Annotated in this window: 17 protein-coding genes; 15 read left to right on the plus strand and 2 right to left on the minus strand. The window is 35.5% G+C overall.

Features of this window, described 5'->3' with window-relative positions:
- Positions 1–8: 8 nt before the first annotated feature.
- Positions 9–890 (plus strand): 5'-3' exonuclease, encoded by an 882-nt coding sequence (locus N9R04_RS02245; protein ID WP_262854722.1) that lies wholly within the window; start codon positions 9–11, stop codon positions 888–890.
- A gap of 399 nt (positions 891–1,289) precedes the next feature.
- Here the strand turns inward: N9R04_RS02245 and N9R04_RS02250 are convergent, their stop codons facing one another.
- On the minus strand, positions 1,290–1,682 hold the full coding sequence (locus N9R04_RS02250; protein ID WP_262854728.1) for a ribonuclease HI family protein: 393 nt from the start codon (positions 1,680–1,682) through the stop codon (positions 1,290–1,292).
- 131 nt (positions 1,683–1,813) lie between these two features.
- Here N9R04_RS02250 and N9R04_RS02255 point away from each other — a divergent pair, with 131 nt between their 5' ends.
- Both N9R04_RS02255 and N9R04_RS02260 read left to right on the plus strand, forming a co-directional pair.
- Positions 1,814–2,377 (plus strand): RBBP9/YdeN family alpha/beta hydrolase, encoded by a 564-nt coding sequence (locus N9R04_RS02255; RefSeq protein ID WP_262854732.1) that lies wholly within the window; start codon positions 1,814–1,816, stop codon positions 2,375–2,377.
- Between the two features lie 187 nt (positions 2,378–2,564).
- Positions 2,565–2,711 carry a hypothetical protein gene (locus N9R04_RS02260; RefSeq protein ID WP_262854737.1) on the plus strand — a complete coding sequence of 49 codons (147 nt, stop codon included), beginning with the start codon at positions 2,565–2,567 and terminating at the stop codon, positions 2,709–2,711.
- A gap of 112 nt (positions 2,712–2,823) precedes the next feature.
- Here the strand turns inward: N9R04_RS02260 and N9R04_RS02265 are convergent, their stop codons facing one another.
- Complete coding sequence (locus N9R04_RS02265; RefSeq protein WP_262854740.1) at positions 2,824–3,528, minus strand: queuosine precursor transporter; 705 nt, start codon at positions 3,526–3,528, stop codon at positions 2,824–2,826.
- A gap of 719 nt (positions 3,529–4,247) precedes the next feature.
- Between N9R04_RS02265 and N9R04_RS02270 the strand changes: the two genes are divergently transcribed.
- From N9R04_RS02270 to N9R04_RS02325, 12 genes are all read left to right on the plus strand, one after another.
- Positions 4,248–4,433 (plus strand): zinc-finger domain-containing protein, encoded by a 186-nt coding sequence (locus tag N9R04_RS02270; RefSeq protein ID WP_262854742.1) that lies wholly within the window; start codon positions 4,248–4,250, stop codon positions 4,431–4,433.
- A gap of 13 nt (positions 4,434–4,446) precedes the next feature.
- Positions 4,447–5,562, plus strand: a complete 1,116-nt coding sequence (locus N9R04_RS02275) for a conserved virulence factor C family protein (protein ID WP_262854747.1) — start codon at positions 4,447–4,449, stop codon at positions 5,560–5,562.
- Between the two features lie 23 nt (positions 5,563–5,585).
- Entirely contained in the window at positions 5,586–6,020 is a 435-nt protein-coding gene (gene brxA / locus N9R04_RS02280; protein WP_262854749.1) for a bacilliredoxin BrxA, read from the plus strand.
- Between the two features lie 242 nt (positions 6,021–6,262).
- On the plus strand, positions 6,263–7,219 hold the full coding sequence (locus N9R04_RS02285; RefSeq protein ID WP_262854753.1) for a thymidylate synthase: 957 nt from the start codon (positions 6,263–6,265) through the stop codon (positions 7,217–7,219).
- Positions 7,220–7,255: 36 nt separating this feature from the next.
- Positions 7,256–7,741 (plus strand): dihydrofolate reductase, encoded by a 486-nt coding sequence (locus tag N9R04_RS02290; RefSeq protein ID WP_262854756.1) that lies wholly within the window; start codon positions 7,256–7,258, stop codon positions 7,739–7,741.
- A gap of 14 nt (positions 7,742–7,755) precedes the next feature.
- Positions 7,756–8,598 carry a DegV family protein gene (gene fakB / locus N9R04_RS02295; RefSeq protein ID WP_262854760.1) on the plus strand — a complete coding sequence of 281 codons (843 nt, stop codon included), beginning with the start codon at positions 7,756–7,758 and terminating at the stop codon, positions 8,596–8,598.
- 86 nt (positions 8,599–8,684) lie between these two features.
- Positions 8,685–9,209, plus strand: coding sequence for a peptide-methionine (S)-S-oxide reductase MsrA (gene msrA, locus N9R04_RS02300; protein ID WP_262854763.1), 525 nt, complete (start codon positions 8,685–8,687; stop codon positions 9,207–9,209).
- Entirely contained in the window at positions 9,206–9,634 is a 429-nt protein-coding gene (gene msrB / locus N9R04_RS02305; RefSeq protein WP_262854764.1) for a peptide-methionine (R)-S-oxide reductase MsrB, read from the plus strand. The genes msrA and msrB overlap by 4 nt, the downstream gene beginning before the upstream one ends.
- Positions 9,635–9,653: 19 nt before the next feature.
- Positions 9,654–10,154: a PTS sugar transporter subunit IIA gene (locus N9R04_RS02310; RefSeq protein ID WP_262854765.1), complete on the plus strand. Its 501-nt coding sequence runs from the start codon at positions 9,654–9,656 to the stop codon at positions 10,152–10,154.
- Positions 10,154–10,375, plus strand: coding sequence for a YozE family protein (locus tag N9R04_RS02315; protein ID WP_262854766.1), 222 nt, complete (start codon positions 10,154–10,156; stop codon positions 10,373–10,375). Before N9R04_RS02310 ends, N9R04_RS02315 begins: the two co-directional genes overlap by 1 nt.
- A gap of 122 nt (positions 10,376–10,497) precedes the next feature.
- Complete coding sequence (locus N9R04_RS02320) at positions 10,498–11,943, plus strand: S41 family peptidase (protein WP_262854771.1); 1,446 nt, start codon at positions 10,498–10,500, stop codon at positions 11,941–11,943.
- 15 nt (positions 11,944–11,958) lie between these two features.
- A complete protein-coding gene (locus N9R04_RS02325) occupies positions 11,959–12,468 on the plus strand; it encodes a GNAT family N-acetyltransferase (RefSeq protein WP_262854775.1) in 510 nt (169 codons plus the stop codon).
- Positions 12,469–12,470: the final 2 nt, after the last annotated feature.

Here is a 12,470-nt window from a genome sequence, read left to right on the forward strand (position 1 = left end):
GTTTCATTATGTCTCACAAAGTCTTATTAATAGACGGAATGGCTTTATTGTTTCGTCACTTTTACGCTACAAGCTTTCACAACCAATTTATGCGTAATTCTCAAGGCGTACCTACTAATGGCATTCAAGGTTTCATTCGTCATATTTATAGCGCTATTGATCAAATACATCCCACCCATGTAGCGATATGCTGGGATATGGGTCAAGAAACCTTTCGCACCGAGATGTATAAAAATTATAAAAAGCATCGGCCTGCACCTCCAGAAGAATTAATTCCACAATTTAATTATGTGAAAGAAGTTGCAGAAGAACTAGGTTTCACGAATATGGGTCTAGTTAATTACGAAGCCGACGACATCATTGGTACCTTAGCTAAAGCTTATTCGGCAGAACATAACGTCGTCGTGATAACTGGGGATAAAGATATTCTTCAATGCATAAGCCCCCACGTGGAAGTATGGTTAACTAAAAAAGGGTTTAATCAGTATGAGCGCTATACTCTCCATCGTTTTCAAATGGAATATGCTTTAGAGCCGCCTCAACTTATAGATGTTAAAGCTTTCATGGGAGATAGTTCTGATGGCTATTCGGGTGTGCAAGGTATAGGAGAGAAGACTGCTTTAAAATTAATTAAAAATTACGGATCAGTTGAAAAGGTGCTCGATTCGTTAGAAGAGCTCACATCGAGCCAAAGAAGTAAGATAAATAAAGATGTCGCATCTTTAAAAATGGCTAAAACATTAGCCACCATCAATACTGAGCTTCCTATCGATACTTTAAGCTTATTGCCTGAATTAGTATTTAAACAAAACATTTCTCATGCGTTAAAAGTATGTAACTATCACGAGTTCTTCGCCTCAGAAAAATATCTTGCATCTCATTTTTTATAATTTTGATTACTAGTATTTATAGTTTAATGTAAGAATGGAGTAAGGCAGAAAAAATAGCACTCAGATGATTTAATTCTTTTCATCTGAGTGTTTCTTCTTGGGAGCGGGACGGAAATCTAATTTGAATAAAAAGATTTCGTAGTCCCACCCCGGCAAGGATGACTAGAATTGAAAAAAGCTTGATACAAGCGCAGTTTCAAATCAGTCATCTACTGCCGAGATATTGAAGAGGCTGGGATTTATGTCCCAGCCTCTTTTTCTCTCTAGTCAAAGACCATTATGTCCCAGCCTCTCCTCATGTCCCCGTTCTACTCAAATCTGTAACACTTTTGTTCCGACCTCAAATTTAAAGTTTTTTTCGCTATATCAGGGATTTTCTTTCTTCGAGTAGAATTCAAATTACTTAGTCAATTGATACAGCGCTTGCTGAGCATGATGGTTAGCTTCTTTATTTTTCTTACGCGGCTCCCATTTAACAAATAGCAAATCAAAAGAAGTAGCCAATTGTTTCACTTTCAAATAATAGGATTGAAATTTTTGATTATTTAATTCTCTACTATTCATAGTATCTTCAATTAATTTAGAATCCGTAAATATCAAAGCATTACGCACGTCATGGTACTTAGCTAATTCAAGCGCATAAACAAAAGTAGCCCATTCTGCACTATGATTATCGAGATATCCTAGAGATGTTGTTTCAATGATGCGCTCTTTTTCTGTAATTATAATAACTGCCCCGGCGCTCACTCCAGGATTGCCTTTAGTAGCAGCGTCGAAAAAAATTTTTGCCATATCATTACTTCCTTTTTCATCTAAGACTCGTACCTAATATTAACATAGTACTTAATAATTCAATAAGTTATATATCTGCTTATACAATGGTATACTAGATTAAAATACTGAGAGCGATAAGGAGTTCTTCTATGAAAAGACTTTTCATCATTCATGGTTACCAAGCTTCACCTGAAGATCATTGGTTTAAATGGTTAGCTTCAAAAATGAAGAAATATAACTATCAATCGGTCATCGTACCGTTACCGAATTCAAGTCATCCGATTCAGCAACAGTGGCGGAATCGCCTTCAAGATTACATGGAGAATGCACTTGATGAAGATTCAATCATTGTTGCTCACAGCTTAGGAGTTATTGCTGTGCTTGAATATTTATCACATGCTAATTTAACAAGAGAAATAAAAGGTCTCTTCTTGGTTTCTGGGTTCGCACAACCGTTGAACACTATTTCAGAACTAGACGACTTTGTTCAAGCGTGCAACATCAATTATGAGTCTATACCTGCACGTTTAATTTATACAATTGGAGCAACAGAGGATCCTGCTGTACCTATTAATTATACAGAGGCTCTATCTGATAAGTTGAATACTAATACTATTAAAATCGATCATCAAGGTCACTTTTTAGGTAGAGAGGGCTATAAATCGTTCCCTGAACTATTTGAACTTATTCAAAATAGCATTAATGATCATTAAACTATCGTAACAAATCATTGGTAGGTATGAGAGCCGAACTTTCTATTGATAATACGAGTAGAGGCATGTTATATCATTTATACCGTTAATGTAGTCGTTTATTGATAAATTAAATTATACAAAGTGCCTAATCTTTTAAATTATTTTGAGGTCAAATCACACTCTAATTAGTAGTATTTTTAATCATGTGGGGCCCCAACAAAGAGAAACTGGTGAGACAGTTTCCTCAAGCACTGCGAGTTGGGGGGTGGGGCCCCAACAAAAAGAAACTGGTTTATCAGTTTCAACAAGCACTGCAAGTTGGAGTGGCCCCAACACAAAGGGAGCGGGATAGAAATCTAATTTGAATAAAAAGATTTCTGTCCCGCTCCCATGTCCCGATTCTGCTCAAATCCTCAACACCTTTATCCTGATCTCCTGTTAGCTTTTGATTCTCAACTCATGCCTTAACTAATATGATCAACTTTATCAATTTTTCCTTTGCGATACATCGACTTAGCAATATAACCAAATGGAACATTGAAGATAGTAGAAATAATTTTAAGTAAATAAGTAGTTATAAAAATTTCAAACACAGCACTTAATGGTAAGGTACCTATAAAAGCAATAGCCACAAATAAAGCAGTATCAACAATATTGCTTAAAATCGTACTGCCATATGCTCGTAGAATGAAGGTCTTATCTGAATGAAAGAACCGCTTAATTAGGCTAAACAGAAAAACGTCAAGATGCTGACCTATGATGTAAGCTATTATCGAACCCAGTGCCACTCGGGGGACCACATTAAATATCGTTTCAAGGGCATGTTGAGCATGATCTTCTGGAGCTGGAGCAAAGGTTAATGACATTTGCATAACAATGACCATAACTAGAGTTGAACTAAAACCAAGCCAAACTGCTCTTTTCGCGACTTTACGTCCATAGATATCATTAAGAATATCTGTTGCCAAATAAATTGACGCGAACATCACGTTACCTAATGTAGCTGAGATCGAAAATATATCAATCGTCTTTATGACTTGAATGTTGGCTATTATCGTCCCTATAGCAATCCAAGCTATCAATCCATACTTTCCGAAACATCTATACATTATAACGAGTAAAATAAATGTTACTAAAAAGGTTATAATTCCGAATACTTCATTAAACAAAAATATGCCTCCTAAATTTTGTTATTGCGGGTGTTTAGAAACCGCTTAAAATCAACCTTTTCATTTTATTCCTAATCACTTAAAAAATCAATATCAATTATGTTAAAATCACTAAGTCTTATACCTTAATATGATGCCTCTTCTCATTCTTTCATACGGGTTGAGACATAAAGCTTTTGTGCTCTGGGAAACCGATTAACAGCGTCCCAAAAGCAGGTTTTTCAACAGAAACGCTCACGATTCGGGAGCGGGACAGAAATCTAATTTGAACAAAAAGATTTCGTAGTCCCGCCCCGGCAAGGATGACTAGAATTGAAAAAAGCTTGATACAAGCGCATTTTCAAATCAGTCATCTACTGCCAAGATGCTGAAAGGGGCTGAGACATTATATTATGTCCCAGTCTCCGGCTTCGCTTTTATAGGCCCCCCCAACTCGCTGGGCTTGTAGAAACTGATATACCAGTTTCTCTTTGTTGGGGCCCCCTGCTTAAATCCTAACCGTTTTATCCCGACCTCCATTGTAAATTAGTTATTAAACATTAACGCTTAGTAATGATATAATAATCATAATATTGATGACTGAATAACAGTTCATATGCCTTAGCTCCTTAAATATCGTAATGTTATGATTGCGCAGCCTTTTTTATGATAGGGGCATTAAATGACTTCACTTGTTGCCCCAAATACTAATCTTTAACATAGAATAGGAGCGTGATAAATTGTTCTCACCCGCTGAGAAGAAAGCGTTAAATCAAATAGATGAATTAATGCACACTTATTGTTCAGATTGTATATTAAAAACGTATATCAGAAAAAATCAAGGTAAGACAGATGCACATCATTTTTGTATAAACAAGTGCTCTGTAGGCCAAGAAATTAAACAATTGGGAAATGAATTACAATAGGAGAGTGAACGACATGGAAATAGTTCGAGTAGAACCTACTCCGAGTCCTAACACAATGAAAATTGTATTAAGTGAAAAACGCGAAGACAATAAATCAAATACTTACACTCAAATAAAAGAAGAGCAACCTCATTTCATCAATAATTTACTTGAGTTAGATGGGGTTAAATCAATATTTTATGTAATGGATTTTTTAGCTGTAGACAAAGAACCAAAATATGATTGGGAAGATGTGTTACCCCAAGTAACTGCCTCTCTCAATGACGAGCTCAATGTAACAGAAGAAGCTCAACCTGATACGCACTATGGAGAGGTTAAAGCTGAAGTACTTATGTTTAAGGGGATTCCCTATCAAATTAAGTTAACTACTAATTCAGAAGAACAGCGTAGACAACTCTCTGAACACTTTGTAGATAGTATGTTAAAAGCTCAAAAAGAGGAAGATAACGTCGTCTTTTTAAGAAAATGGGAGAACTTCGGCATTCGTTACGGAGAATTAGATGAAGTTATGGCTGAAGTTGAAGAAGAAATCAACGCTCTATACCCTGATGAGGAACTGGAGAAATTGGTCAGAGAAGCGTTAAATACTGATATAGTAGTACCTAATAAGACTTACCAGCGCATCTCTCTAGAAGAATATGAAGCGATAGATGATTGGAAAGAACGGTTGAGAGCTTTGAAAAATTTCACTACGCCTACTGAAGATGATTTTCCTTTACTTGGGTACGTATTAAGTGAAGAAAATAAAATACCTTTGCGACGTGAAGCAGTTGTACTCTTAGGTATGATTGAAGACGAGGATGTGCTTCCTTACCTTTATAAAGGACTTAATGATAACAGTCCAGCAGTCAGACGAACTGCCGGAGATTGCCTTAGTGATCTAGGTTTTAAACAAGCTTTACCTCAAATGGAGAAAGCACTAGATGATCCTCAGAAAATTGTGAGATGGCGGGCAGCTATGTTTATTTTTGATGAAGGTGGCGACGAGCAACTACCCGCGTTAAAAGCTCACGAAGATGATCCAGCCTACGAAGTTAAATTGCAGATCGAAATGGCTATATCTCGAATCGAAAGCGGCGATGAAGCCTTAGGATCAGTTTGGAAACAAATCGCTAATCGTAATAAATAATATTTCGTAAAGGAGTTCAAAAAATGAATGCTTATGAAGCTTATATGAAAGATCTCGCCAAACAAATGAGAGAAGAATTAACTTCACATCATTTCAAGAGTTTAGAATCAGTAGAAGCTGTAAATGAACACATGGAAAATGTACCTAAAGATGAGACTACCTTTGTCGTCATTAATTCAACTTGTGGATGTGCTGCAGGCTTAGCTCGTCCGGCTGCTGTTACAGTTGCGGAACAGAATGATATCAAGCCTGACCATAAGGTGACTGTGTTTGCAGGTCAAGACAAAGAAGCTACTCAAGCTATGAGAGAATACATTTATCAAGTACCTTCAAGTCCCTCATACGCGTTATTCAAAGGTAAAGAATTAAAGCACTTCATACCTAGAGAGCATATTGAAGGGCGAGATATACAAGATATCTGTATGGATATTAAAGATGCATTTGATGAGTATTGTTAACTATGTGATTAACACATTATAACTACTAGGAGGCATATTGGCTTTAATTTAAGAGGTTGAACTAAATCAATCTATATAACTCAGTTACGAAATTGGAGTTCAATCTCAAGAAATTTATAAATTTTATCTTTAAAGTGTCAATATAGCCTCTCTTTCTTATTATATGATTACATATATTTCCATTTTTTTATCTTTTATTTTAGGATAAGATTAACAAACTATATGAAAGGAGAAACGAGTGATTGTTAAACGCGTTCGACCAAGCCTATCATAATTTATGTGAAGAAATACTCGAAACCGGTAATTATCGTGACGACCGAACTCAAACAGGTACAATCTCTAAGTTTGGACATCAACTCAGGTTCGATTTATCTAAGGGATTTCCTCTCTTAACTACTAAAAAAGTGTCTTTTAAATTAATAGCCACCGAACTACTTTGGTTTATTAAAGGTGATACAAACATTCAATATCTATTGAAATACAATAATAATATTTGGAATGAGTGGGCTTTTGAAAATTATGTGCAATCGGCAGAATATAAAGGCCCTGATATGACTAACTTTGGTCATCGCAGTCAAAATGATCAAGAATTTAAAGCTATTTATCAAGAGGAAATGAAGAAATTTAAAACGCTCATACTAAATGACAATGACTTTGCGAGGAAATTTGGTGATTTAGGTAATGTCTACGGTAAACAGTGGCGAAATTGGGAAGATAAACATGGTCACCGCGTCGATCAATTAAAACAAGTGATTGATCAAATTAAACATCATCCTTATTCGCGTCGTCATATCGTTTCTGCTTGGAATCCGACAGAAATAGATGATATGGCTTTACCGCCATGCCACACTATGTTTCAATTCTACGTTGAAAATGGAAAGTTAAGTTGTCAATTATATCAAAGAAGCGCTGATATTTTTCTAGGTGTGCCTTTCAACATAGCTAGCTACAGTTTACTCACGCATCTCGTTGCTAAAGAGTGTGGTTTAGAAGTTGGAGAATTCATTCATACATTCGGAGATGCACACATTTATAGTAACCACCTAGATGCTGTTAAGACACAGCTTAATAGAGATAGCTTTGACCCTCCTCGCTTAACTATCAATAGTAACGCTTCTATATTCGATATTAATTATGAGGATCTAGAAATTAAAAATTATCAATCCCATCCTTCAATAAAAGCACCGATAGCTGTCTAAATTAGTATATTATTATTAACTGAAGGAGTTGTTATAATGACTTTATCTATACTTGTAGCTCATGATCAACAACGAGTCATAGGTTCAAATAATCAATTGCCTTGGCACTTACCAAACGATTTAAAACACGTTAAAAAACTAACTACTAACAACACGTTAGTCATGGGACGCAAGACCTATGAATCTATAGGCAAACCGCTACCTAATCGACGCAATGTCGTATTAACGCGTAACAAAAACTTTCATCCTGAGGGCGTGGAAGTTATTCATTCAATCGATCAAATATATGATCTTTCCGGGCAAGTGTTTATATTTGGTGGACAAACTTTATTTGAAGAAATGATAGATAAAGTCGATGAAATGTATATTACTGTTGTAGATGGTAAATTTAAAGGAGATACGTACTTTCCATCATATACTTTTAAAGAGTGGGAAGTACTATCATCTGAAGAGGGTGTACTTGATGAAAAAAATACCATTCCTCACGTTTTTTTACATCTAAAGCGCAAGACAGATAAATAGGAGGACAACCTCATATGACAAACTATAAAATTGTAACTGATTCTACTTCGGATTTATCTCATGAGTTCCTTAAGAAAAATCAAATTCATGTAGTTCCATTAACATTAAATATTGATAATGACTCATTTGCAGATCAGGAGGAAATCTCCTCTGAAACTTTCCTTCAGAAAATAGAAGAAGGAGCAGATGTCAAAACTAGTCAACCACCTATAGGTAAGTTTATAAATCTGTACAATGAGTTAGGTAAAGATGATACTAAAATCATTAGTATACACATGACTTCAGGATTAAGCGGTACGTATTCTACTGCCTTACAGGCAAGTCAAATGACTGAGAGTGATGTAACTGTCATTGATTCTAAATCTATCTCTTACGGTTTAGGGTACCAAATCCAACATTTATGCGACTGGGTTAAGGAAGATTTAAGTATAGAGGAGATAACATATAAATTAAAACAACTACAAAAAAACATTAAATTGTACGTAGTAATTGGGCAATTGAGCCAACTCATCAAAGGTGGGAGAATTGGAAAGACTAAAGGTCTGATTGGAAATATGATGAAGATCAAGCCCATAGGCACTTTATCCAATGGTAACTTAGAAATGATCCATAATTCTCGTACGCAAAAATCAGTACTACAATATTTAAAAAAAGAAATCAACCATTTCTTAGACGGCTATCAACTACAATCAGTTGGTATTGCGCATGCCAATGTATTAGACTTTGTAGAAAAAGTGAAACATTACTTTTTGGAAGATTTCAATTTTAAAAATGTAGACGTTAATATTACTACACCTGTTATAGCCACTCATACTGGACAAGGTGCTATAGGGCTAGTTATCGTACGACAAGACTAATTTGAAATTAAATATCTGCAAACCTATTTCTAGCTTATACTAATGAGAGAGTAGATATACTATTTCTTTAATTGAGGAGGCTAATAATGGCTCAAGCTACCCTAGCTGGTGGATGTTTCTGGTGTTTAGTCAAACCGTTCACCTCATATCCTGGTATAAAAAGTGTAGTGACAGGTTATAGTGGAGGTCACGTAACTCAACCAACTTATGAAGAAGTGTGTACAGACGAAACGGGTCATGTGGAAGCAGTACAGATTACTTATGATTCTGAAATTACTAACTTCGAAAATATATTAGATGTTTATTTTAAGACTTTCGACCCAACCGATAATGGGGGGCAATTCTTTGATAGAGGTGAACACTATGCACCGGCGATATTCTATCACAATGAGGAACAAAAAAAGGCTGCCGAAGCTAAAATCCAAGAGTTAAATGAAGCTAACATTTTCGATAAACCAGTCATTACTCCTATTAGACCTTATAAGAATTTCTACCCAGCAGAAGACTATCATCAAGACTTCTATAAGAAAAATCCAGCTCATTATGAGCAATATCAACGCGGTTCTGGACGGAAAGCATTCATAGAGAAACATTGGGGAGGCAAATCATGATCAGAAAAGATAAGAAGGACTTGAACGATATAGAATATCTAGTTACGCAAGAAGATGGGACCGAACCACCATTTCAAAATGAGTATTGGAATCATTTCGAAAAAGGTATTTATGTAGATAAACTCTCAGGCAAACCACTTTTCACTTCAGAAGATAAATTTGAATCTGATTGTGGATGGCCGAGCTTCTCTAAGGCAATTAGTGATGATGAGATCATTGAATTAGCTGATAAATCTCATGGGATGTTACGCACAGAGGTTAGATCTGAAGACGCAAACAGTCACCTTGGTCATGTGTTTAACGATGGTCCTAGAGAAAAAGGCGGTCTACGCTATTGTATTAATTCTGCAGCGATTCAGTTTATTCCATATGAAAAATTAGAGGAACTAGGGTACGGTAGTTTAATATCCCACTTTGAAAAATAAAATAAGGAGCGTTATATAGATGTTTAAAAAATTGTTTGGAAAAGATAAAGAAGTGAATAAATCCACTAAAGTCTATGCGCCTATAACTGGTGAATTTGTGAACATAGAAGATATTCCGGATCCAGTATTTGCTCAAAAGATGATGGGCGAAGGATTTGGCATTAAACCTACTGAAGGACATGTCGTTTCTCCAATAGATGGACGCGTAGATAATGTCTTTCCTACTCAGCATGCCTTGGGACTAAAAGCAGATAACGGACTAGAAATCCTTATTCATATCGGTTTAGACACGGTACAGTTAGACGGCGAAGGTTTCGAAATTCATGTTGAAAACGGGCAATCAGTCTCTGTAGGCGATCCTATTTTGACATTTGATCTAGAATATATTACTAAGCATGCAAAATCTATAATTTCTCCAGTCATTATAACTAACTCAGATCAAGCTACATCATTAAGTATTAACGAGCCGAATGCTGTAATTAAAGGTGAGACTAAAATTATTGATGTGACAATGAATTAATGAAGGATCATTCCTTTTATCAGTACGTGATGACCGTTAGAGGTCAAAATGATGAAAAAGGCATCTTAGCTGAAGAAATATTTAATGATCTAGCTTTCCCTAAACAAGAAAAGGATTTCAACGCTTTGAGCGATTACATCGAAACGGCTGGAAATTATTCTGTATCATTATCAGTATTCGATAGTATGTATGAGGATTATCAAGAATGGTTGCAGTTTTAAATAGTTAAGCGCAAAGCAATACCATCGATTACATTGCTGTATATTTGTTGAGCTGGGATTGAAGTTATTCATCCCGGCTATCTTTTTTAAAAACTATATGTTTGAGATAAAGGAGTGATCGGGTGACTCAACGAGATAATGAATATGAACAAAAGCAGAGAAAGAAGATAATACATATTAAACGTAGTCACTTATTTATACTCTTAGGCTTGTCTATTATTTTAACAGCTATATTGGCTGTTACTTTAACACTAGGTATTCAGCACTGGAGAAGTGGTCTCGATAAAGAACAGCGCTACAGCTTTTCTAAAGTCGAGAAAGTTTACCAAACCTTAAATAATGATTATTATAAGAAAGAACAATCTGATAAATTAGCTCAAGCAGCCATTGACGGGATGATTAAGGAGTTAAAAGATCCGTACTCTGAATATATGAGTAAAGATGACACTCAATCTTTTAATGAGGACGTCTCTGGCGATTTTGTTGGTATTGGAGCTGAAATGCAGAAGAAGAACAATCAAATACAAGTTACGAGCCCTATGAAAGATTCTCCCGCAGAGAAAGCAGGGATCAAACCTAAAGATACAGTCACTAAAGTGAATGGTAAGTCTGTTAAAGGCAAGCCTCTCGAATCAGTAGTCAAAGAGGTACGAGGTAAAAAGGGTACATACGTTACATTAACAATTAAACGAGGCGAGCATGAACAAGAATTGAAGATAAAGCGTGATAAAATTCATGTTAAAAGTGTCGAGTATCAAAAACATGACCACATAGCAGTATTAAAGATTAATAAGTTTCAGAATAATACTTCAACAGAATTAAAAAGTGCTATTTTAAAAGCTCATAATGAGGGTATTAGACGAATAGTCATAGATCTGCGTAATAATCCTGGAGGTCTGTTAGACGAAGCTGTTAAAATGGCAAATCTCTTTATTGATAAAAATCATACAGTAGTGAAACTTAAAAAAGGACAGCATACTGAAGAAGTAAAAACGCATAATGATGCCTTAGCACAAGCTAAAGATATGAAAGTATCAATACTGGTCAATGAAGGGTCAGCCAGCGCCTCTGAGGTATTTACAGGAGCTATGAAGGACTATAACAAAGCTAAAGTATTTGGTTCTAAGACATTTGGTAAGGGAATTGTACAAACAACGCAAGAATTTAAAGATGGTTCCTTGCTGAAATTCACGAATATGAAATGGTTAACGCCGAATGACCATTATATCCATGGTAAGGGCATCGAGCCAGATACAAAAATTAGTACGCCTCGCTATCAAACGTTAAGTGTCATACCATCTGACAAGACTTTCAAAGTAACGAATAAGAGTAAACATGTAAAAACCATGAAAATTGGTTTGACTGCCCTAGGCTATAAAGTGAATAATGAATCGACAACTTATGATCAGTCGCTCGAATCTTCTGTAAAGAAATTCCAACAAAACGAAAATTTAAAAGTAACTGGCGAATTTGATAAGGAAACAAATGACAAATTCACTCAATCACTAGTTGATAAAGCTAACAAACAAGATACAGTTCTAAATGATTTATTAAAAAAACTTAAATAAAGAGGTGCTATCCTAATGATCAGAAATGCCACAAAAAGTGATATTCCAGCAGTGTTGAATTTAGTTGATGAAGCTAAAGAACTAATGAAAAAATTTGATAACGATCAATGGGACGATGAGTATCCGATAGAGGAACACTTTGAAGAAGATGTAGAAACTGATACTTTATACGTGCTAGATATCGATTCTAAAATCTATGGTTTTATCGTGATAGATCAACAGCAATCAGATTGGTATGATAAAATAGATTGGCCTATAGATCGCGAAGGTGGCTATGTTATCCATCGCTTAGCTGGCTCATCTGATTATAAAGGAGCTGCTACTGAACTCTTTGAATTTGCTGTTAATTTAGCGTTAGAACACAATATACATGTATTAATAACTGACACATTCTCACAAAACAAACCTGCTCAAGGTTTATTTGAAAAATTCGGGTTTACTAAAGCTGGTGAAGCAAATATAGATTATCACCCATTTAATAAAGGGAAACCATTTTACGCTTATTATAAAATAATAGAAGAATAGAG

It is taken from the genome of Staphylococcus marylandisciuri (assembly GCF_025519785.1).
Classification (GTDB): domain Bacteria; phylum Bacillota; class Bacilli; order Staphylococcales; family Staphylococcaceae; genus Staphylococcus; species Staphylococcus marylandisciuri.